This window comes from Streptomyces coerulescens, assembly GCF_042657965.1.
GTDB lineage: Bacteria > Actinomycetota > Actinomycetes > Streptomycetales > Streptomycetaceae > Streptomyces > Streptomyces coerulescens.
In genome coordinates, this window is sequence record NZ_JBHSKM010000043.1 from 90,979 (window position 1) to 112,626 (window position 21,648).

Here is a 21,648-nt window from a genome sequence, read left to right on the forward strand (position 1 = left end):
TGCGACTGCGTCAGGCGGGGGAAGCGGGGGATTCAGACGAGCGACCCGTACAGGCCGGGGCGGCGGTCCTGCAGATACGGGTTCGCCTCGCGGGAGGCGGCGACGAAGGCGGGATCGACATCGGCGAGGACGAGTTCCTCGGCGTGGCCGGCCCGGGTGCGGGCGACTCCGTCGGGGCCCGCCAGCGTGGAGAGGCCGACGAACTCGAACTCCCCTTCCTGGCCCACGCGGTTGACGTAGGCGACGTACATCTGGTTCTCGAAGGCCCGCACCGGGATCATCGACTCGGCGACGAACTGGAACGGGTGCATCTGCGCCGTCGGGACGAGCAGCAGGTCGGTGCCGGCGAGGGCATGGGCCCGGACGTTCTCCGGGAACTCGACGTCGTAGCAGATCAGGATGCCGACTCGGACGCCGTCGACCTCGGCCTGGACGATCTGCTGCTCGCCCGGCGTGAAGTGGTCACGCTCGAAGCAGCCGAAGAGGTGGGTCTTGCGGTAGTTGGCGAGACGGGTGCCGTCGGCGGAGATCAGCTGGGCGGAGTTGTGGACGACGTCGCCGTCGCGCTCCGGGTAGCCGTAGACGATCGCGAGGCCGTGCTCGGTGGCGATCTCGGCGATCGTGTCCGCGCACTCGCCGTCGGCCGGCTCCGCGAGGCGGGCGATGTCGTCGCCGATCGCGTACCCGGTGAGGAACATCTCCGGCGCGACCAGCAGTCCGGCGCCCGCGGCGGCGGCACGGCCCGCGGCGTCGTCGAGGACCTTGAGGTTCTCGACGGTCGAGCCGGGGCGGCCGGAGCTCTGGAGCAGGGCGGTGCGCATGCGTGTTCCTCACCGGGGCGGGCGGACGGGGTGGTTGTGGGGGCCATATAGAAGGTACGGGCGGCTGACCAGGGGGGACAAGGAGGAGCCGTTGCGCGCCGGTGAGCGGTTTGTTGCGTCGACCACGGGCCTGGCGGCGATTCGTTGCGCCCCCTCCGACGGAGGTTCCCTCCTCTTCGGAGCGGAGGGGCGTACGGGTGTCCCCGCAGTACGGGGGAGGCGGGGTCCCGTCCTCGGTGCGATGTGGCCGGGGCGCGCCGCCGCGACAGTGGTGACCGTCCGGTTGACCTGTGGAAAGGACCGCCATGAACCGCCGTACCAAGACCGTCGTGCTCTGCTGTGCGCTGCTGCTGCTCACCGCCGGAACGGTCGGTCCCGCCGCCACCGCAACAAACGGGCCGCAGCACCGCGAGGCCGCCGCGGTCACCGGCACCGCCAAGCTGTACCGCTCGGCCGGGGACGACATCACGTTCTCGTTCGACGCCCATCTGGCGGCGAAGGACACCGCCGACCCGACGAAGGCCACCGGTACCTTCGAATTCAGCCACTACCTGAACGGCGAGGGCGCCCGGGCGAAGGCGAAGGTCGACTGTCTCGTCACCGGCGGCAAGGTGGCCGTCGTCTCCGGCGTGATCACCGACTCCGATCTGCCGGGCGCCGAGGGCAAGCGGGTCGGCATCACGGTCCATGACATCGGCCGGCACGACCGGCTCGGCTACAGCTGGGCCGCCACGGGCAGCCCCGTCGAGACGAAGGGGCTGCCCAAGTGCGTGGGCTCCGCCCCCTTCGAGAAGGTCAGGAAGGGGACGGGCGACTTCACGGTCGTGCCGTGGCGGCCCGAGTTCTAGCCAGCGCCAACGCCGTCACCAGGTAGGGGATGGCCAGCATCGCGAAGACGGTGCTGTGCGCCTTGTCGGTGCCCAGCAGGGCGTACACGCCGAAGGTGGCGACCGTGGCGAGCTCGGTGCCCAGGCTCGCCACCGAGGTGAGGGTGGCCCGACGGGACTCGTCGATACGGTGCTGGAGCCGGACGTCGGCGAGCACCTCGGCGAGCTGGAACCCGGCGAAGGCGAGGCTGACCAGAGCGATCCCGGGCAGGGAGCGGGCGGCGGCGCCGACGGCCAGGGCGACGGCGCTGCCCGCGAGTAGTGCGGCGAGTCCCCTCGTCCCGAGGCGTTCGGCCGGTCCGGCCAGGAGGCTGCCGAGGGTGACGCCGGCCCAGATCAGCATGATCAGACAGGGCACGGTCGCCTCGGCGACGCCGATGTCCCGGACCAGCAGCGGGGTGTACTCGTCGAGCGCACCCCACACCGCGGCCACGGCCGGGACCAGCAGCAGGGCGCCGCGCACCGAACGGTCCCCGCGGACCTGGGCGAGTCCGCTCCGCAGGGTCGTCGCCCAGCTGTCGTCGCCGGTCTCCGGCCGCACCCGGTGCTCGGGGAACCGGGTCGCGACGGCGGCGGTCAGCACACAGGCCGCGAAGCTCGCGGCACCGACCGCCGCATAACCGCCGCGGGCGAAGACGGGTGCCGCGAGGCCGATGGAGGAGACGGTGCCCAGCAGCCGCGCGGCCCGGGCCCGGCCCATGACGCCGGCGTACCGGCCGGCCGCGCCCAGCCGGTCCAGCTCGTCGTAGACCAGCGCCTCCAGGGCGCCGGAGCCGAGCGCTCCGCCCGCGCCCCACAGGACGAAGCCGGCCGCGAAGGCCCAGTACGACGGGACGGTCACCCACAGCGCGAAGCCGGCGGCGGTGAGCAGCGGGCCGATCCACAGCAGCCGGCGCCGCGACACGGCGTCGGCCCAGGCACCGGAGGGCACCTCAAGGAGCACACCGGTGATCGACCACAGGGCGAACAGGGAGGAGATCTGCCAGAGCGACATGCCGGTGTCGGCGAACAGCAGCGCGTACACCGGGTAGAGCAGGACGAAGTCGTCGAGGAACGCATAGCCGTACAGCGTGGTCGTCAGGCGTCGGACGCCGGTGGCGGGCACGCGTGCGGGGGTGAGTGTCATGGGGCCTTCCCGGAAGGGCGGTTCGGACGTCGTCGGAACGGCGTCCGAGGCGGCCCTCGGGAGGCACGGCTGGTGGATCAATGTCGCCAGGTCATGGCACCGATGGTAGGCGCATCCGGCTCATTCGCGCGGTTCTCGCAGCGAGAATGTGGTGATCACGGCGGCGTGGTCGGAGGGCCAGTCGTTGTGCTCGACGTCCGGCCAGGGCCGCGGTTCGCCCCTCACATAGGTCTCGGAGTCGACTACGCGCAGCCCCCTGTGCAGCACGTAGTCGATCCGGTCCTGTGGTTCGGGACGTCCGCTGCCGTCCTCGTGCAGGGCGTGGATCGGCGACCAGGTGTGGCCCGGGTGGGTGGTCGGGTCCGGGTGGGCCTCACGGTAGGAGTCGCGCAGCCCCGCTTCCTCCGCCGCCTTGGTGACCGGCCAGGCGACGTCCGGCCGGTCCAGGTGGGAGGGGCTGTTGAAGTCGCCGACGAGGACGACGGGGACGGCCGTCGCCCGGAATCGCCCCAGGGTGTCCCGCATCTGGTCGAGCCGTACCTGCTCGTGGGCGATCAGCTCGGCGGCCGGGAGCCCGTCGAAGGCGGACTCATAGGGACCGTAGGGCGTGTAGTCGAGGTGGGCCGTCCAGATGTCGACCACCCGTTCCCCGACCCGGATCCGGGCGCCGGCCGCCCCGTAGAAGCCGACGTCGGGATCTCCGAGGACGTCCGTGATCGGATACCGGCTGATGACGCCGAGGTTCTCGCCGGCCCGGTGGTGGTACCAGCCGAGGGCGTCGGCGAGGTCCTCGGCCGCGGTGCCGTTCGTCTCCTGGAGGCCGACGACGTCGACGCCGGTCTCGGCGATGACCTTGAGCTGCTTGGCGAGGTGGTCGTGGACCTTGGTGCCGCCGTGCCAGAGGTTCCAGCTCATGACGCGGAGGCGGTACGGCAGCAGGGTGCGCAGCAGCTCTGGGGTGACGCCCTCCAGGCTGTCCAGCACGGTCCGTCCGGGTGCCGGCTCGATCGGGGCGAGCGAGGGCACCGCGAGCACCGTGCAGCCGGCCGCCTCCGCCGAGCTGACGCCGGTGCGGGTGTCCTCGACGGCGACGCAGGCCTCCGGGTCGACGCCGAGGGCGCGGCAGGCGGCGAGGTAGGGGTCGGGGGCGGGCTTGGTGCGGTCGGTGTCGTCGGCGGTGACGGAGACCGCGAACCGGCTCGCGCCGAGCGCTTCGAGGACGGTGTCGGCGACGGCCCGGGGCGAGGCGGTGACCAGGGCCGTGGGGACGCCGTCGCGGGCGAGGGCGTCGAGCAGGTCGAGGGCACCGGGGCGGGGGACGATGCCGGCGCGGACCCGGTCGGCGAACTCGCGGTGGAGCGCGTCGGCGAGGTCGGCGGCCGGCCCGCCGGTGGCCGCGGCCAGCCAGTCGGCGGTGTGCTCGACGGGCCGGCCGAGCACCTCCGCCTCGTCCGCCTCGTTCAGCGCCCGGCCCGCGACCTGCTCCACCGCCTCCCACCACAGTCGCTCGGTGTCGACGAGCGTGCCGTCCATGTCGAACAGGACGGCCTGGAGCGGGAGTCGAGTCACGGTTGTCTCTTTCTTGCGTGGTTCTTGCGTGGGGGGATCAGCGGGTCGTACGGGGCTGGTTCAGCGGCTACGTTCGGCCACCAGCACGGGCCGCTCCGGGAGTGACACGCTCACCGCGGCGCCGGCCCCGAGTGCGGCGCCCTCGTGAGCGGGCAGGTCGGCCTTGACCTCGGTGCCGTCGGTGAGCCGTACGGTCAGCCGGGTGGTGGCGCCGAGGAACGACGTGGCGACGACATGCGCGTCGGAGGCGTCATCGGCACTCACCCTCACGGCCTCCGGCCGCACCAGCACATCCACCTCGGACACCGAGGGCGCGTCGCCGTCGAAGGGCAGCCGCCGGCCGAGCACCTCGACACCACCGTCGACGAGGGTGCCCGGGATCCGGCTCATCGTGCCGACGAACTCGGCGACGAAGGCGGTGGCGGGACGGCCGTACAACTCGGCGGGGGCGGCGCACTGTTCGAGCCGTCCGGAGCGCATGACCGCGACCCGGTCGGCCATGGACAGGGCCTCCTCCTGGTCGTGGGTGACGAACAGGGTGGTGATGCCGAGCTCCCGCTGGAGCCGCCGGATCTCCTCGCGCAGCGTCAGGCGCACCTTGGCGTCCAGCGCGGAGAGCGGCTCGTCGAGGAGCAGGACGCGCGGGCGCAGGGCGAGCGCCCGGGCCAGGGCGATGCGCTGCTGCTGGCCGCCGGAGAGCTCGTGCGGATAGCGCTCGCCCTTGTCGGCGAGACCGACCAGCTCCAGCAACTCGGCGGCGCGGGCGCGCCGTTCGGCGGTGCGCACCTTGCGCATGCGCAGCCCGAAGGCCACGTTGTCGAGGGCGCTGAGATGCGGGAAGAGGCTGTACGACTGGAAGACCATCCCGGCGTCCCTGCGGTGCGCGGGGATGGCGGTGACGTCCTCGCCGTCGACCAGCACCTGTCCGGAGTCGGGATGCTCGAACCCGGCGAGCATCCGCAGGGCGGTGGTCTTGCCGCAGCCGGACGGGCCGAGCAGGGCGAGGAGTTCACCGGGCTGGACGGTCAGGTCGAGTCCGTCGAGGGCGACGGTCGACCCGAACTCCCGGCGCAGGCCGCGGAATTCGACGGTGGCGGCCTGCGTCGCGGTCGCTTCGGCTGTCTTTTCGAGCACGGTCATGGTTCAACCCCGGGAGGTAGTACGGGTACGGCCGCCGAAGCCGGCCATCACGAGGAGCAGCATCCAGGTCACGAGCAGGCTCAGCACGGACACGGCGACCGAGAGCTGGGCCTGCGAGCCGCTGACGTTCACGATCCACACGGCGAAGGGCTGGAAGCCCAGCAGCTGCGCGACCGTGAACTCACCGAGCACCAGGGCGAGGGTGAGGAAGGAGGCGTTGAGCAGGGCGCCGCGCAGATTGGGCAGGACGGCCCGCAGCAGCGCCTGCGGCCAGCCGGCGCCGCAGCTGCGGGCTGCCTCCACGAGGGTGCGTACGTCGATGGCGCGCAGCCCGGCGTCCAGGGCCCGGTACACGAACGGCAGCGCCATCACGACGTAGGCCAGGACCAGCACCACGGGGAAGTCCGGGTTCTGGATCGCCACGAACGTCTGGAACAGCGGTGTGCGCGAGAGGTGCTCGGGCCCCCACTTCAGCACCGTCCCGATGCCGGCGACGAACGCGATCGGCGGCACGACCAACGGCAGCGAGCACACCACCTCGACGACCGGCCGCAGCCGGGGCGCGCCGAGCCGCAGGGCGACCATGGCGGGCACCATCAGCAGCAGGACGACGACGATGGTGGCGAGGGCCAGCTCCAGCGAGAGCAGCAGACTGGAGACGAATCCCTCGGTGGAGAAGATCTGTCCGTAGGCGTCGAAGGTGAGGCCCTGCCCGGGCACGTCGACCGTGAAGACGACCGACGCGGCCAGCGGCACCAGGAAGTACAGGCCGGCGAGGCCGAGCACGCCCCACCGCCACAGGTTCAGGCGAGCCATCGGGCGCTCCGTCGTTGCAGGGGCAGATACACGGCCATCACCAGGCCGGCGACCAGGACCATGTCGAGGCTGAGGGCGAGCGCCACGTTCTCCTGCCCGACCAGGACGTTCCCGGAGAGCGCGTCGGCGATCTGGAGGGTGACCAGCGGGATCGAGCTGCCCACCATGGCGGCGGCCGTGGCGTACGCGGCGAAGGCGCTGCCGAAGAGCAGGACGAAGCCGCCGAGGAGCGTGGGCAGCAGGACGGGCAGGGCCACGTGCCGCCAGTACTGCACGGTCGTCGCGCCGTTGTTCTGCGCCGCCTCGCGCCACTGGGAGCGCAGGCCCTCCAGGGCGGGGGTGATGGTGAGGACCATCAGCGGGATCAGGAAGTACAGGTAGACGAGGACCAGGCCCCAGAAGCTGTACAGGTCCCAGCCCTTGTCGCTCAGGCCCAGATGCCGGGTCAGCACACCGGCGTTGCCGAGCGTGGCGACGAAGGCGAAGGCCAGCGGGACGCCGCCGAAGTTGGCGAGCACCCCGGACGCGGTGAGCACGGCCTCGCGCAGCGCGCGGAAGCGGGAGGTCACCACGGCCTGGGCGAGCGGCAGCCCGAGGAGGGTACCGAGCGCGGCGGAGACCGCGGACAGCTTGACGCTGCCGAGGAGGGCCGTGAGGTAGGCGCCCTGGAGCGAGTTCGTCAGGTTGTCGGCGGTGTACGAAGTCGCGCCGGTGGCCGGGTCCTTGACGGTGAAGGCGCCGTCCAGCATGGCCAGGGCGGGCAGCCCGAAGGCGAGTCCGGTGAAGACGAGGAGCGGGAGGACGGCGAGCCCGCCGCCGACGGCACGGCGCCGCCGCTTGTGCGCGGCGGCGGTCGCCGTGTCGACCCGGGTGAGGGTGGCCGTCATCCGGAGACGGCCTTCGCCCAGCCCTGGCCGAGAACCGTCTTGGCCTTGTTCTGCTGCTCCTCGCTCGGGAAGGCGGGCGTCCCGGAGACCTCGGGCAGCTTGGCCGCAGCGGTCTTGTCGAGCGTCCCCGCCTTCTCCATGGCGGTCATCAGGGCCGGCCGTGCGAAGCCCTTGAGCCACAGGTTCTGGCCCTCGGCGCTGTAGAGGTACTCCTGCCACAGCCGCGCGGCGGCGGGATGCGGGGCGTCCTTGTTGATGGCCTGGGAGTAGTACTGCGAGAACTTGCCGTCGCTCGGCACCGACACCTGCCAGTCGACGCCCTTGGACTTGAACTCCTCGGCGTAGCCGGCGTTGAGGTAGTCCCAGTCGATGCTGATGGGCGTCTCGCCCTTCTCGACGGTGGCCGGCGTCGACTCGACGGGCGTGTAGTTGCCGTTCTTCTTCAGCTTGGCGAAGAAGTCCAGGCCGGGCTGGATGTCGTCGAACGAGCCGCCGTTCGCGAGCGCCGCCGCGTACACGCCGCCGAAGGCGGAGCCGGACTTGGTGGGGTTGCCGTTCAGCGCGACCTGGCCCTTGTACTGCGGCTTCAGCAGATCGGCGAAGGTCTTCGGGCACTCCTTGACGCGCTTTGCGTCGCAGCCGATGGAGATGTAGCCGCCGTAGTCGTTGAACCAGCGCCCCTGCGCGTCCTTCTGCCCCTCGGGGATGTCCCCGAAGGACGCCACCTTGTACGGCGCCAGCAGCCCCTGCTGGGCGGCGCTCAGCGCGAAGGAGCTGCCGAGGTCGAGCACGTCCGGCGCCCGGTCCTGGCCCTTCCTCGACGTCACGGCGTTGATCTCGTCCTGGCTGGAGCCGTCCGGGTTCTCGACCTCGATCTTGATGCCGTACTTCTTCTGGAAGCCGTCGATGAGGGCACCGTAGTTGGCCCAGTCGCGGGGCAGCGCCATGGCGTGCAGCGTGCCCTCCTTCTTGGCGGCCTCGACCAGCTTGTCCATGCCGCCGAGGTCGGCGGCGGACGTGGCGGTGGCGGCGCTCTTGCCGTCGGCGGTGGTGGACGCGTTGTCGGGTGCGGCGCCACAGGCGCTCAGGGCGAGCGCGGCGACGACGGCGAGGGCGCCGGCCGGGACGGCGTTTCTCGGCAGGGCTGTGCTCGACAGAAACGAGGACACGGTTGCTCCAGGGGACGCGCGAGGGTGCGGGAGGTTCTTGCCCAGGAAAGGTCTCGAACTTGTCCGAAGAACTTGTCTGAACAAGTTGGCCCCAGTAGGCCCGCCGATGGTGACACGTCGGTTAACACTGGCGAAAGCCTCAGCCCTGAATTTCTGCACACTCCCCACGACACCGATCACTGGACGCGCTCGATTAGGCTGGTCACGCTGTGCACAGCAACCGACTCAGAGGGGAAGCATGACGGCGCGACACGAGGAGATCGCCGACGAGCTGCGCCGGGCGATCGACCGCGAGGAGTACACGGTCGGCTCACTGCTGCCCGCCGAGACCGACCTCGCGGCCCACTACGGCGTCTCGCGCGGCACGGTCCGCCAGGCTGTCGCGGCCCTGACCGCCGAGGGTCTCATCGGCTCGCGCCAGGGCGCCCGCCGCGTGGTGCTGGCCAGCCGTCGCAGCCAGAGCTTCGCCGAGCTGCGCAGCTTCGCCCAGTGGGCGAACGCGATGGGCCGGGAGGCGACCGGCCACGTGGTCACCCAGGAGTACCGCCCGGCGACGAAGGAGGACGCGGTACGCCTCCAACTGGCCGCCGGCACCCCGGTGTTGCACGTCCTGCGGGTGCGCGGCCTGGACGGCGAACCGGTGCTTCTGGAGCGCACGGTCTACGCGGACTGGATCTCCCCCGCCGTCGAGTCCATAGAGCCCGACTGCGCGTCGGTCACCCAACGCCTGTACGAGGACACGGGGTTGGTCTTCGCCTACGGCGAGCACGTCATCGACGCGGTGTCAGCCGGGGCCCAGGACGCCGAGTTGCTGGGCATCCGCCGCACGAGCCCCCTGCTGCGGGTGCGGCGCGTGACGACGACCCGCGAGGGCCGCCCCGTGGAGTGGTCGGACGACCGCTACCGCTCGGACGCGGTGAGCTTCAGCGTGCACAACTCGATCGACAACAACGCCCTGGCGAGGAAGACGGCGAACTGAGGCCCTCCCCCGAACGGCTGTCGTCCTCCGCCTGCCGGAGGAGGCAGCGGCGTGGGCAGGCGGGCGAGACTTCCTCCATGGACACCACCGAGATCCCCGCCCTGCCGTTCGTCGACGAACACACGACGCTCGTCGAGGCGAACGCCGACGCCGTCCGGCAAGAGCTGACCGCCCTGATGGACGGCTCACGCGGATTCAAGGTGGCGGTGTCGATCCCGGGCCAGGAGCTGGCCTACGTCGGCCGCCACCCGTTCTCGACATACGCGCTGATCTTCCACCTGGACGAGGCGGACCGGGGTCGCACACGGCTGCGGGCCGAGACCCGGGCGAAGTTTCCCGGCGCGGCGGGTGCCGTCTACCGACGGCTCGTCATAGGCACGGGCGGCCACGCGTTGGTCGTGCGGTACATGCTGAGAAAGATCCGCAGAAACGCGCCCCGTAAGGGGCGCGGGGAACTGCGCGACAAGCCCCCACCGGCCTGCGGATGACACCCGGCCTTCTCGCGGAGCGCTACGTAGGCGACCCGGAAGAGAACCGCCGCAACAAGGGCGACAGCACCAGCACAGACTTGGTCCGCTCCACAAACGGCTCCCCGGCGATCCGCTCGAGCACCCGCTCGAAATGCCGCATGTCAGAGGCGAAGACCTGCACCACCGCATCCGCCTCACCGGTGACGGTCGACGCGGCCACGACCTCCTGGTACCGCTCAAGCCCCCGCCGGATCGTCTCCGGCGAGGTGTTGTGCCGGCAGTAGATCTCGACGAACCCCTCGGTCTCCCAGCCAAGGGCCGACGGATCCACCCGCACGGTGAACCCGGTGATGGCTCCGGTGGCGCGCAGCCGGTCCACGCGCCGTTTCACGGCGGGCGCGGACAGGCCGACGAGTTGCCCGATGTCCGCGTAGGAGCGGCGGGCGTCCTCGGCGAGGGCGTGCACGATGCGTTCGTCGAGATCGTTCAGCACTGCGGGTGGTTCACTTCACTTCTGGCGTGGCAAGACGGGAACGGCGATAGCCGTACAGGAAGTAGAACACGAGACCGGCGGCCATCCAGCACCCGAAGACCACCCAGGTGACGGTGTCGAGGCTGAACATGTTGTACGCGCAGAACAGGAAGCCCAGCACCGGCAGCACGGGCCCCAGCGGCACCCTGAACGTGCGCTCGAGCTCCGGCCGCTTCACACGCAGCACGATCACCGCGATGTTGACCAGCGCGAAGGCGAACAGCGTGCCGATGCTGGTGGCGTCGACGAGCTTGCCCAGCGGGATGAGGGCGGCGAGGGCGCCGCAGAACACGGAGACGATGACCGTGTTGAGGCGCGGCGCGCCGGTCTTCGCGTGGACCTTGCCGAGCGCCTTGGGCACCAGGCCGTCACGGGACATGGCGAACAGGATGCGGGTCTGGCCGTAGAGCACGGTCAGGACGACGCTCGCGATGGAGATGACGGCGCCGAGGGCGAGGAGCGTGCCCCAGTAGGACTGGCCGCTGACGTCGTTCATGATCGCGGCGAGGGATGCCTCGGAGCCCTCGAACTTGGTCCAGTTCCAGGCACCGACCGCGACACCCGCGACGAGGACGTACAGCGCCGTCACGATGATCAGCGAGAGCATGATCGCGCGCGGCAGGTCCTTCTTGGGGTCCTTGGCCTCCTCACCGGCGGTGGAGGCGGCGTCGAAGCCGATGTAGGAGAAGAACAGGGTGGCACCCGCGGCGCTCACACCGGCCATGCCGAGCGGCATGAAGTCCTCGTAGTTGCCGGACTTGAAGCCCATGAAGCCGACCGCGCAGAACAGCACCAGCGCGACGATCTTGACGGCGACCATGATCGTGTTGGCGCGTGCGGACTCACGGACACCACCGAGCAGGAACACCATCGCCAGCATGACGACGATCAGCGCCGGCAGGTTGATGATCCCGCCCTCGCCGGGCGCGGAGGACAGCACGGACGGGATGGTGACGCCTATCGTCCCGTCGAGCAGCTCGTTGAGGTACTCGCCCCAGCCGACGGCGACGGCGGCCACCGAGACGCCGTACTCCAGCACCAGACACCAGCCGCAGACCCAGGCGACCAGCTCACCCATCGTTGCGTACGCATACGAGTAGGAGGAGCCCGCGACCGGGATGCTGCCCGCCAGCTCGGCATAGGACAGGGCCGAGAACAGTGCCGTGAGACCGGCGATCACGAAGGCCAGGGTGACCGCGGGACCGGCCTCCGGGACGGCGTCGCCGAGGACGACGAAGATGCCGGTGCCCAGGGTGGCACCGATGCTGATCATGGTGAGCTGCCACAGGCCGAGGGAGCGTCGCAGGGACCCTCCCTCGCCCTGGCCACCCTCCGCGACCAGGTGTTCCACGGGCTTGCGACGCATCAGGCGCGCGCCGACGCCGAGGGACGCGGGGGCGGCTTGCTGGCCTGGGGATTGCGGGGGTGCGCCTTGGTCGAGCACGCGCTGGCTCCTTTTCGCTGCCGGTCAGGGCGGCAGGGACCGGCGGCGCCCTTGCAGCAGGGACCCGCCGAGCGGGGTCCCTGCCACGCCACGTTCGAGGCGACAGCCTAGGGCGAGTGACGTTGCTGGTGAAATGCAGCAACCTTGCGTGTGTCCGCATGATCATTGCGTGTCTGCCGACTGGGCGGGTGTTCGTTGCAGCGGGGCTTTCGACCGTTGCGCAGGGCTGGTCGGACCAGGTCTTTGACGAGGAACGCGCATGCGTCGACGCAGTCGCGCAGAGCCCCGTCGGGACCCTCGTACGACCAGCGGTCGAGGTAGTCGATCAGGGGCTGGTAGCCGAGTCGCGCATAGAGCGCGGCAGCGCGGGGGTTGTCCTTCGCCACGCCCATCCCGACGGTCGCGATGCCGCGTTCGCGGGCCAGCCCCTCGGCGGCCCGGACGAGTGCGGTACCGATCCCCCGCGAGCGCAGCTCCTCCGGCCAGACGCCCAGCCCGTTGATCTCGGGGCAGCCGGGCCGCGCGGTGCGCACGGCGGGAGCGTCGCAGCCGAGCCAGCGCATCTCCACGTGCCCGACGGGCCGTCCCTCCAACCAGGCGAGAAGACAGGTGCTTTCACCGCGCTGCTGACGCGCGAACCTGCGCGCACGGAACGACAGGGTGCCGGGCGAAGCGATGTGCCGGTCGAGCAGCGCCACATCGGCGGGACCGCAGACGGAGATCTCCATGACGCCGACGGTAGCCCCGAGACGCGGGAACGGCCCCCGATTTTCCCCGCGGCGGGCGGGACAACGGAGGCCGTTCCGAGGGATGTTGACGATGCGTCAGCTCCAGCTGGCGTGCAGCGGCTTGCCCTCGGCGTAGCCGGCGGCGCTCTGGATGCCGACGACGGCCTTCTCCGCGAACTCCTCGAGGGAGCCGGCGCCCGCGTAGGTGCAGGACGACCGCACACCCGCGATGATCGAGTCGATCAGGTCCTCCACACCGGGGCGGGCCGGGTCGAGGAACATGCGGGAGGTGGAGATGCCCTCCTCGAACAGAGCCTTGCGGGCACGGTCGTAGGCGGACTCGTCCGACGTACGGTTGGCCACGGCCCGCGCGGACGCCATGCCGAACGACTCCTTGTACAGCCGGCCACTGGAGTCCTGCTGGAGGTCGCCCGGGGACTCGTAGGTGCCCGCGAACCAGGATCCGACCATCACGTTGGAGGCACCGGCGGCGAGCGCCATCGCGACGTCTCGCGGGTGCCGGACGCCACCGTCGGCCCACACGTGCTTGCCGTACTTCTTCGCCTCGGCCGCGCACTCAAGGACCGCGGAGAACTGCGGCCGGCCGACGCCGGTCATCATGCGGGTGGTGCACATCGCACCGGGTCCGACACCGACCTTGATGATGTCCGCGCCCGCCTCGATCAGATCCCGCACACCCTCCGCGGCAACGATGTTGCCGGCCACGATCGGCACCTGCGGGTCGAGCGCCCGCACGGTCCGGATCGCGGCGATCATCGACTCCTGGTGGCCGTGCGCCGTGTCGATGACGAGAGTGTCGACGCCCGCGTCGAGCAGTTGCTTGGCCTTGCCCGCCACATCGCCGTTGATGCCGACGGCGGCCGCGATGCGCAGCTTGCCGTCGGCGTCGACGGCCGGGGTGTAGAGCGTGGCGCGCAGGGCGCCCCTACGGGTCAGGATGCCCGCGAGACGGCCCTCGGAGTCCACGGCCGGGGCGTAGCGCCGGTTGTGCCCGTCGAGCGTGTTGAAGGCCTCTCGCGGGTCGATGTCGGCGTCGAGGAGCAGCAGGTCGCGGGACATGACCACTTCGAGCTGCGTGAAGCGGTCCACGCCGGATAGGTCCTCGTCGGTGACGACGCCGATCGGCCGGTGGTTGTCGTCGACGACCACACCGGCGTTGTGGGCCCGCTTGGGCAGCAGGGCGAGCGCGTCGGCGACGGTCTGGTGAGGGGCCAGCACGATCGGGGTGTCCAGGACGAGGTGGCGGCTCTTCACCCAGGAGACGACCTCGGTGACGACCTCGATCGGGATGTCCTGCGGAATGACGACCAGGCCGCCGCGCCGGGCCATCGTCTCGGCCATACGGCGGCCGGCGATGGCGGTCATGTTGGCGACGACCAGCGGGATCGTGGTGCCCGTGCCGTCCGGGGAGCTGAGGTCCACCGCCTGCCGCGAGCCGACCGCGCTGCGGCTCGGGACCATGAAGACGTCGTCGTACGTCAGGTCGTACGGGGGCTGGAGGTCATTGAGGAAACGCACGTGCTGCACATCCCAGTCGATCAGAGGTGGCCCCCGGACAGGTCAGCCAGGGGGAAGAGCACGTACTTCATTGTCCCATGCTGACCGGATTGCGATGCACGGTCGCTTCATACGAGCAGGTCAGAGTCCCCTTAGGAGGATCCTCCAAGGGCGAGCAGCACCGATAGCGCCGACGTGCGGTCCACCGCCTGCGCGAACACCTCCTGGGCGGTCTCCCACTCGTCGGGCCGTGCCTTCGCGTACGGCCGCCAGTTCCGTACGACGATCCGCATTCCCTGCTCGACGGCGCTTTCCGGCCACACCGTGCGGTCGGAGAGGGAGTCGGCCAGCGCGTCCCAGTTGCGGCCGAACCAGCCGGGCAGCCGCAGATCGCGGGCGCAGCGGTCCATCAGGCCCGCCTTGTCCGTGACCCCGTCGAGGTCGAGCGTGACCACGAGCTCCGTCATCCCTGCACCGCCCCGTCGTAGTGGTCGTCGATGAAGAAGGGGGTGGCCACGGCCGGCCACCCCTTTCTGAGACTCCGTCAGCTGCCGTCCGGATCGGCCCTGTTGAGTGCCGGCTTCGGCGTCGGACCCGCCGTCATCAGCACATCGGCGGCCGAGGTGTCCGTCACCAGGCTGGTGACGAGCCCGGACCGCAGCACCGCGTCGATCGCGGCCGCCTTGCGCGCGCCGCCCGCGATGGCCACGACCTCCGGGATACGGCGGAGCTGGTCGGCCTTGACGGTGATGCACCGCTCGCCCAAGTCCCGCCCGACCCTGCGGCCGTCGGTGTCGAAGAGGTGCGCGGACATCTCGGCGGCGACCCCGAGCGAGGCGTAGTGGGCCCGCTCCTCGTCGCTGAGCATGTCGTGCACCGTCGAGATGCCCGGCTCCCAGGAACCGATGGAGACACAGGCGACGGTGACCTTGTCGAAGTACTCGAAGGCCCGCGCGATGCCGGTCTGGTGGCGCAGCGCCGCCGCGGTGGCCGCGTCCGGCAGCAGCATCGGCGCATAGATGGGGTGGGCGTCGCCGCCCGACACCTGGGCGGCCCGGCGGACCGCCTCGACCGAACCGCGCTCGGCGGTCCCGGCGTCGTAGACACCCGTCAGCTGCACGACCGTGCACGGCGGCAGCCGGTCCAGGGCCGCGGCCATGTGGATGGTGGACCGGCCCCAGGCCAGGCCCAGCACATCACCCTCGTTCACCAGCTCGCCGAGCAGGTCGGCGGCCACTTCTCCCAGGTTCTCGGGATCCGGTGTCTCCTCGGCGTCGGCCGGGGACTCGACCACGACGGCATGCCGTAGGCCGTACCGGGCGCGCAGCGCGTCGGAGCGCTCGGCGTCCAGCTCGGCCGGCACACGGATCTCGATGCGCACCAGATCCCGTTCGAGAGCGGTCTCCAGGACCCGGGCCACCTTGAAGCGGCTGACGCCGAACTCCTCGGCGATCTGGATCTTGGATTTGCCCTCGAGGTAGAAGCGACGGGCCATGGCCGCCGCCTGCACCAGCTCAGCGGGTCCCATCCGCATGGCTGACCGGCCCGCCGACATACCCGACACGGCGATCTCCTCACTGCTGTTCACACTCTGGATTCGCCGTTCATCCTTGCAGATCCGGCGCTCTTGATCCGCCCAGATGGGCGCCGTTCACGTTCCCTTGGCTCAGTGGTCGCATGCCCACGCCGCGGACTTCGTCACCGCCTCCGCCTGAGCACGCAGGCCACGGACCGCCGCGGCGGGGTCCTCCGCCCCGTACACGGCCGAGCCCGCGACGAAGACGTCCGCGCCCGCCTCCGCGCACCGCTCGATGGTGCTCGCCGAGACACCGCCGTCGACCTGGAGCCACAGGTCGAGGCCGTGCTTGCTGATCAACTCGCGGGTGCGGCGAATCTTCGGAAGCATGATGTCGAGAAACGCCTGACCACCGAAGCCCGGCTCGACCGTCATGATCAGCAGCATGTCGAGTTCGGGCAGCAGATCCTCGTAGGGCTCGATGGGTGTCGCGGGCTTCAGCGCCATCGAGGCGCGGGCACCCTTGGCCCTGATCTCCCGGGCCAGACGCACGGGGGCCGCGGCGGCCTCGACATGGAAGGTGACGGAGGAGGCCCCCGCTTCCACGTACTGGGGCGCCCACCGATCGGGGGCCTCGATCATCAGATGGCAGTCCAGCGGGGTGTCCGTCGCACGGGCCAGGGACTCTACGACCGGCACGCCGAGCGTGAGGTTCGGGACGAAATGGTTGTCCATGACGTCGACGTGGAGGAAGTCGGCTCCCTCGACCGCCTTCGCCTCGTCCGCGAGGCGGGCGAAGTCGGCGGACAGGATGCTGGGATTGATCTGCGCGGCCATGCCCCAAGCGTATGCGCTGCGGTGTGCTTGGGGGGCCGGGGGGATCCAGGGCTGGCGAATCACTTCGGCTGCGGGTTGTATATGGCTGGTCGCGCCCGCGCGGCGGAGCCGCCGGGGCGGACATGGCCCCGCGCCCCTCGCGGGGCGCTGCCGCGGGGGTGGTCATGACGGAGAAGCGGGGCATCGCGCATCTGGTCTGCGGACGGCGCGCCAAGTGGGTCGTGCTCGTCCTGTGGCTGGTGGCGCTGTTCGTGACGGCGCCGCTCGCCCAGAAGCTGAGCGACGCGCAGGACAACGACGCGGCGTCCTGGCTGCCCGGGTCCGCGGAATCCACCCAAGTCCTGAAGATCTCAGAGGACTTCAGGCCGGAGCAGATCCCGGCGGTCGTCATCTACGCCCGCGACAGCGGCCTCACGGCACAGGACCGGGCCGCGATCACCGAGGACGTGGCCCGGCTCAAGCAGCTGACCGCCCATGGCATCCGGGGCGCCGAGACCCGCGGGCCCGTCTTCGACCGGGAGGTCGACCCGCGCGCGGCGCAGGTGCAGGTCCCGATCACGATGGACGAGCAGGGCTGGGACCGTATCGCCCCCGCCGTCGACTCCATCAAGGACATCGTCGGCACGAGCGGCGGCGGCCTCGCCGTGTACGTCACGGGCCCGGGCGGTACATCGGCGGACTTCGCCGAGGCGTTCGAGGGCATCGACTCCACGCTCCTGCTCTCGGCGATGGCGGTCGTCATCGTCATGCTCCTGATCACCTACCGCAGCCCGACCCTGCTCCTGGTCCCCCTGGTCGCCGTGATCGTCGCCCTGTTCACCGCGCAGGCCCTCATCTATCTCCTGGCAGAGCACGGCGGCCTGACGGTGAACGGCCAGAGCGCGGGCATCCTGACGGTCCTGGTCTTCGGCGCGGGCACCGACTACGCGCTGCTCCTCGTCGCCCGCTATCGGGAAGAACTGCGCCGTCACGAGGACCGTCACGAGGCGATGGCCCTGGCCCTGCACCGCGCGGGCCCGGCCGTACTGGCGTCCGGCGCGACCGTCGTCCTGAGCATGCTGGTGCTGCTGGCGGCGGAGATGAACTCGACGAGCGGCCTGGGCCCGGTGGCCGCGATAGGTGTGGCGGTGGGCCTCCTGGCCATGGTGACCCTGTTCCCCGCGCTCCTCGTCATCTTCGGCCGCTGGATCTTCTGGCCGGTGATCCCGCACGTCGGCGCGGAGAACCCGCACGAGCGCGGAGTCTGGGCGCGCATGGGCCGCACCATCGCCCGCCGCCCCCGCATGACCTGGATCATCACGGCCGTGGTCCTCGCGGTCTGCTCCCTGGGCCTGATCCAGCTGCGCGCCGAGGGGCTGAGCAACGCCGACGCCTTCACCGACAAACCGGAGTCGATCACCGGCCAGGAGCTCTCCGAGGAGTACTTCCCGGCCGGCAGCGGCGACCCCCTGGTCATCGTCAGCAACCAGGCCCAGGCCCGGGAGGTGGGCCGTGTCGTCGCCGACACCCCGGGCGTCGTCCCGGAATCCCTCGGCCTGCCCCCGGGCACGAAACCGTTCCACGAGGGCAAGGTGCTCTTCGAGGCGACGATGACCGCCCCGTCCGACAGCGAGGCCGCGAAACAGACGGTCGAACGGGTGCGGGACGCCGTGCACGCGGTGCCGGACGCCGACGCCCAGGTGGGCGGGGGTACGGCGGCCCTGCTGGACATGGACGAGGCGACGACCCACGACAACATCCTGATCATCCCGCTCGTCCTGGTCGTGGTGATGCTGATCCTGGCCGCGCTGCTGCGCGCCCTGATCGCCCCGCTGCTGCTGATCGGGACGGTCATCCTGTCCTTCACGGCGGCACTCGGCATCAGCGCGCTGGCCTTCCGCCACCTCTTCGACTACGCCGGCGAGTCGACCGACTTCCCGCTGTTCGTGTTCGTGTTCCTGGTGGCACTGGGCATCGACTACAACATCTTCCTGACCACCCGCATCCGTGAGGAGGCGGCCCACCAGGGCACCCGCCGGGGCGTCATCACCGGCCTGGCCGCCACCGGCGCCGTCATCACCTCCGCCGGCCTGGTCCTGGCCGGCACCTTCGCGGCCCTGGGCACCCTCCCCATGGTCGCCTTCGCCGAAATCGGCTTCACAGTGGCGCTCGGGGTGCTCCTGGACACCTTCATCGTGCGCTCGGTACTGGTGACGTCCCTGTTCCTGGACGTGGGACCGAGGGTTTGGTGGCCGCACCGCTTGGCACGGGAGGACGGCGCCGCGCCGCCCACCAGCCCGTCCGGCCTCTGAGGACGAGGCCCTTTCGGGCCCGGAGATTGGGACGGCAGCCCCAGCGGGGAGGGAACGGCAGAGCGCCGCCCACCAGCCCGTCCGGCGCTTGAGGACAAGGCCCTTTCGGGGCCGGAGCGCGGGGTCCGGGGCGGCAGCCCCGGCGGGGTCGAAGGGGCAGCGCCCCTTCAGGACGGGACGGGTAGGGGCGGCGGGGGCGAAAATCCCCCTCGCACACCCCCACCCCGCCTCACCCCACTCGCCGCATCAACGCCAAATACATCGCGTCCGTCCCATGCACATGCGGCCACAACTGCACATCGGGCCCCTCCCCCAACTCCGGCACCCCCGGCAGCAACGCCCGCGCATCGATCAGCTCGACGTCGGCCCGCTGCTTCAGCACGTCGTCGACCACCGCCCGCGTCTCGGCAAGATGCGGCGAGCACGTCGCGTACCCGACGACACCCCCCACCCGCACGGAGTCGATCGCGCTGCGCAGCAACCCCCGCTGGAGCGGGGCGAACCCGTCCAGGTCCTCCGGCCGGCGCCGCCACCGCGCCTCGGGCCTGCGCCGCAACGCCCCGAGCCCGGTACACGGCACGTCCACCAGAACCCGGTCGAAACTCCCCGCCCGCCACGGCGGCCGCGTCCCGTCGGCGGCGATGACCTGATACGGCCCCGGATTGCCGTGCAGTGCCTTGGCCACCAGCCCGGCCCGGTGCGGCTGCTTCTCGGACGCCAGCAGCATCGACCCGCGCTCGGCGGCGAGCGCCGCGAGCAGCGCGGCCTTCCCGCCGGGCCCGGCGCATCCGTCGAGCCACTTCTCGTCGGGCCCGTCGAGGGGTGCGTTGGCGAGCGCGAGCGCGACGAGCTGACTGCCCTCGTCCTGCACCCCCGCACGCCCGTCGCGCACGGCCTCGATGGCCCCCGGCTCCCCGCCCTCGGCCAACCGCACGGCGTACGGCGACCAGCGCCCCGCCACCGCGGCCTCCTCGCCGAGCAGTTCCTCGGTCGTGGCCCGTCCCGGCCGCGCGACCAGCGTCACCTCGGGCCGCTCGTTGTCGGCCTCCAGCAGCCGCTCGATCCCGGCGCGCCCGCCGCCGAGCGAGTCCCACAGCGCGGAGACGACCCAGCGCGGATGCGAGTGCACGACGGCGAGATGGTCCTCGGGATCGTCCTCGTACGGCGGCGCGACCCGCTGGATCCATCCGTCGAGGTCGTCCTGCGCGATCTTCCGCAGCACGGCGTTGACGAACTTCGCGCGCCCGTCGCCGAGCACGACCCGGGCGAGCTCGACGGACGCCGACACCGCCGCATGCGTGGGAATCCGCGTCCCCAGAAGCTGATGCGCGCCCAGACTGAGCACGTCCAGCACCGGCGGGTCGACCTCACGCAACGGCCGGTCCACACACTCGGCGATGATCGCGTCGTAGGTCCCCTGCCGCCGCAGCGTCCCGTACACCAGCTCCGTGGCGAGCGCGGCGTCCCGCCCGTCGAAGTCGCCCTTCTCCCGCGCCTTCCGCAGCAGCGGCGGCAGCACGAGGTTGGCGTAGGCGTCCCGCTCGTCCACGGCGCGCAGCGCGTCGAAGGCGAGGACGCGGACGGGGTCCTTCTTGGGCCGTCGGTAGGGCTTGCCGGGTTTGCGGGGCCGACGGGAGGTGTCGCTCACGAAAAGGTGCTCCGGATTACTGGATGAGATGTACGACCAGCCTACGTCGCACGGCCCTCCCGGCGGACGGCCGGCTACGCCCCGACGCTCTCCCCGTCCCCGATCCGCACGCCCCGCGCCCAGTCGGCGGCACGCATCGGCTTCTTGCCCTGCGCCTGCACCCACAGCAGCTCGACGGCGTACGACCCGGTCCCGACGTACACGTTGTTCTTCCCCACGGACAGCGCACCCGGGGCGAGGTCGTCCCGCCCCGGCACCGGCTGCACCTGGATGAGCTTGAGCCGCTCACCGCGGAAGGTGGTCCAGGCACCCGGCGCGGGGGTGCACCCGCGCACCAGCCGGTCGACGCGCAGCGAGGGAGCGTTCCAGTCGATGTGCGCGTCCTCGACGTTGACCTTGGGGGCGTGGGTGATCCCGTCGGCCGGCTGCGGTACGGCCTTCAGCGTGCCGTCCTCGATCCCGTCCATGGTGGCGGCGAGCAGCCCGGCGCCCGCGAAGGCGAGCCGGGTCAGCAGGTCGCCGCTGGTGTCGGTGGACCGGATGGCCTCGGTGACGGTGCCGTAGACGGGCCCGGAGTCCAGCCCCTCCTCGATGAGGAAGGTGGAGGCCCCCGTGATCTCGTCGCCCGCCATGATGGAGTGCTGCACGGGCGCCGCGCCGCGCCAGGCGGGCAGCAGCGAGAAGTGCAGGTTGACCCAGCCGTGGGCGGGCACGTCGAGGGCGACGCGGGGCAGCAGGGCGCCGTAGGCGACGACGGGGCAGCAGTCCGGCGCGATCTCCCGCAGCCGGTCCAGGAACTCGGGGTCGCGCGGCTTGGCGGGCTTGAGCACCTCGATCCCGGCCTCCTCGGCCCGCTCGGCCACCGGGCTCGCCACCAGCCTGCGTCCACGGCCGGCCGGCGCGTCGGGCCGCGTGACGACGGCGGCCACGTCGTGCCGCCCGGAGGCGATCAGAGCGTCCAGAGCGGGAACGGCGACCTCGGGGGTACCGGCGAAGACAAGCTTCATGGGTGGGCACGGGCCTCTCGGTCAGGATCAGTTGAGATCGGTGGGGGTCGGCGGGGGTTGGTGGGGGTCGGTTCGGGTCAGTGGATCTACTGGGATCGGGTTGGGCAACGCACAAGTCTATGGGAGTCGTCCGAGGCCGAAGGTCTGGGCGTACACACCACCCAGGGGCGTAGGCATATGCCCACACGCCCCCAGTGCGTGACCCGCGGAGCACTCCCGCGTTGGTCAAGAAAGAGTTGACCACAACGGGCCGCAAGCGCCGT

At 71.2% G+C, this 21,648-nt stretch carries 20 protein-coding genes; 4 read left to right on the forward strand and 16 right to left on the reverse strand.

Annotated features, from left to right (window positions below):
• Window positions 1–32: 32 nt before the first annotated feature.
• A complete protein-coding gene (locus ACFPQ9_RS36780) occupies window positions 33–821 on the reverse strand; it encodes a carbon-nitrogen hydrolase family protein (protein WP_380863144.1) in 789 nt (262 codons plus the stop codon).
• Window positions 822–1,126: 305 nt separating this feature from the next.
• Here ACFPQ9_RS36780 and ACFPQ9_RS36785 point away from each other — a divergent pair, with 305 nt between their 5' ends.
• The gene (locus ACFPQ9_RS36785; RefSeq protein WP_380863146.1) at window positions 1,127–1,669 is read left to right on the forward strand and encodes a Repetin; all 543 of its coding nucleotides are present in this window, start codon (window positions 1,127–1,129) and stop codon (window positions 1,667–1,669) included.
• Here ACFPQ9_RS36785 and ACFPQ9_RS36790 read toward each other — a convergent pair.
• The 6 genes from ACFPQ9_RS36790 to ACFPQ9_RS36815 form a co-directional block, all read right to left on the reverse strand.
• Window positions 1,638–2,834 carry an MFS transporter gene (locus ACFPQ9_RS36790; RefSeq protein ID WP_380863148.1) on the reverse strand — a complete coding sequence of 399 codons (1,197 nt, stop codon included), beginning with the start codon at window positions 2,832–2,834 and terminating at the stop codon, window positions 1,638–1,640. The genes ACFPQ9_RS36785 and ACFPQ9_RS36790 overlap by 32 nt on opposite strands.
• 120 nt (window positions 2,835–2,954) lie before the next feature.
• The gene (locus ACFPQ9_RS36795; RefSeq protein ID WP_380863150.1) at window positions 2,955–4,403 is read right to left on the reverse strand and encodes an HAD-IA family hydrolase; all 1,449 of its coding nucleotides are present in this window, start codon (window positions 4,401–4,403) and stop codon (window positions 2,955–2,957) included.
• Window positions 4,404–4,463: 60 nt separating this feature from the next.
• Window positions 4,464–5,543, reverse strand: coding sequence for an ABC transporter ATP-binding protein (locus tag ACFPQ9_RS36800; RefSeq protein WP_380863152.1), 1,080 nt, complete (start codon window positions 5,541–5,543; stop codon window positions 4,464–4,466).
• Window positions 5,544–5,546: 3 nt separating this feature from the next.
• Window positions 5,547–6,359, reverse strand: a complete 813-nt coding sequence (locus tag ACFPQ9_RS36805) for an ABC transporter permease (protein WP_380863154.1) — start codon at window positions 6,357–6,359, stop codon at window positions 5,547–5,549.
• Window positions 6,347–7,246, reverse strand: a complete 900-nt coding sequence (locus ACFPQ9_RS36810; RefSeq protein ID WP_380863156.1) for an ABC transporter permease — start codon at window positions 7,244–7,246, stop codon at window positions 6,347–6,349. The genes ACFPQ9_RS36805 and ACFPQ9_RS36810 overlap by 13 nt, the downstream gene beginning before the upstream one ends.
• Window positions 7,243–8,415, reverse strand: coding sequence for an ABC transporter substrate-binding protein (locus tag ACFPQ9_RS36815; RefSeq protein ID WP_380863158.1), 1,173 nt, complete (start codon window positions 8,413–8,415; stop codon window positions 7,243–7,245). Before ACFPQ9_RS36815 ends, ACFPQ9_RS36810 begins: the two co-directional genes overlap by 4 nt.
• A 238-nt stretch (window positions 8,416–8,653) precedes the next feature.
• Between ACFPQ9_RS36815 and ACFPQ9_RS36820 the strand changes: the two genes are divergently transcribed.
• A complete protein-coding gene (locus tag ACFPQ9_RS36820; protein WP_380863160.1) occupies window positions 8,654–9,394 on the forward strand; it encodes a GntR family transcriptional regulator in 741 nt (246 codons plus the stop codon).
• A 77-nt stretch (window positions 9,395–9,471) separates the two neighbouring features.
• A complete protein-coding gene (locus ACFPQ9_RS36825) occupies window positions 9,472–9,882 on the forward strand; it encodes a hypothetical protein (RefSeq protein WP_380863162.1) in 411 nt (136 codons plus the stop codon).
• Window positions 9,883–9,904: 22 nt separating this feature from the next.
• Here ACFPQ9_RS36825 and ACFPQ9_RS36830 read toward each other — a convergent pair whose 3' ends face one another.
• The 7 genes from ACFPQ9_RS36830 to rpe all read right to left on the reverse strand — a co-directional run bounded on the left by ACFPQ9_RS36830 (window position 9,905) and on the right by rpe (window position 16,439).
• The gene (locus tag ACFPQ9_RS36830; protein ID WP_030947984.1) at window positions 9,905–10,357 is read right to left on the reverse strand and encodes an Lrp/AsnC family transcriptional regulator; all 453 of its coding nucleotides are present in this window, start codon (window positions 10,355–10,357) and stop codon (window positions 9,905–9,907) included.
• Between the two features lie 10 nt (window positions 10,358–10,367).
• Window positions 10,368–11,840 carry an amino acid permease gene (locus ACFPQ9_RS36835; protein ID WP_380863164.1) on the reverse strand — a complete coding sequence of 491 codons (1,473 nt, stop codon included), beginning with the start codon at window positions 11,838–11,840 and terminating at the stop codon, window positions 10,368–10,370.
• Window positions 11,841–11,947: 107 nt separating this feature from the next.
• Window positions 11,948–12,568, reverse strand: a complete 621-nt coding sequence (locus ACFPQ9_RS36840; RefSeq protein ID WP_380863166.1) for a GNAT family N-acetyltransferase — start codon at window positions 12,566–12,568, stop codon at window positions 11,948–11,950.
• A gap of 96 nt (window positions 12,569–12,664) precedes the next feature.
• Window positions 12,665–14,107 (reverse strand): GuaB1 family IMP dehydrogenase-related protein, encoded by a 1,443-nt coding sequence (locus ACFPQ9_RS36845; protein ID WP_380863168.1) that lies wholly within the window; start codon window positions 14,105–14,107, stop codon window positions 12,665–12,667.
• A gap of 131 nt (window positions 14,108–14,238) precedes the next feature.
• Entirely contained in the window at window positions 14,239–14,553 is a 315-nt protein-coding gene (locus ACFPQ9_RS36850) for a barstar family protein (protein WP_380863170.1), read from the reverse strand.
• Between the two features lie 77 nt (window positions 14,554–14,630).
• Complete coding sequence (locus ACFPQ9_RS36855; protein WP_380863172.1) at window positions 14,631–15,674, reverse strand: sugar-binding transcriptional regulator; 1,044 nt, start codon at window positions 15,672–15,674, stop codon at window positions 14,631–14,633.
• 78 nt (window positions 15,675–15,752) lie between these two features.
• Window positions 15,753–16,439, reverse strand: coding sequence for a ribulose-phosphate 3-epimerase (gene rpe / locus ACFPQ9_RS36860; RefSeq protein WP_380863174.1), 687 nt, complete (start codon window positions 16,437–16,439; stop codon window positions 15,753–15,755).
• A 164-nt stretch (window positions 16,440–16,603) separates the two neighbouring features.
• Between rpe and ACFPQ9_RS36865 the strand changes: the two genes are divergently transcribed.
• Window positions 16,604–18,730, forward strand: coding sequence for an MMPL family transporter (locus ACFPQ9_RS36865; RefSeq protein ID WP_380863176.1), 2,127 nt, complete (start codon window positions 16,604–16,606; stop codon window positions 18,728–18,730).
• A gap of 229 nt (window positions 18,731–18,959) precedes the next feature.
• On the opposite strand, the gene ACFPQ9_RS36870 is transcribed toward ACFPQ9_RS36865, so the two are convergent.
• Window positions 18,960–20,378: an RsmB/NOP family class I SAM-dependent RNA methyltransferase gene (locus ACFPQ9_RS36870; protein ID WP_380863178.1), complete on the reverse strand. Its 1,419-nt coding sequence runs from the start codon at window positions 20,376–20,378 to the stop codon at window positions 18,960–18,962.
• Window positions 20,379–20,452: 74 nt separating this feature from the next.
• The gene (gene fmt / locus ACFPQ9_RS36875; protein ID WP_380863180.1) at window positions 20,453–21,385 is read right to left on the reverse strand and encodes a methionyl-tRNA formyltransferase; all 933 of its coding nucleotides are present in this window, start codon (window positions 21,383–21,385) and stop codon (window positions 20,453–20,455) included.
• Window positions 21,386–21,648: the final 263 nt, after the last annotated feature.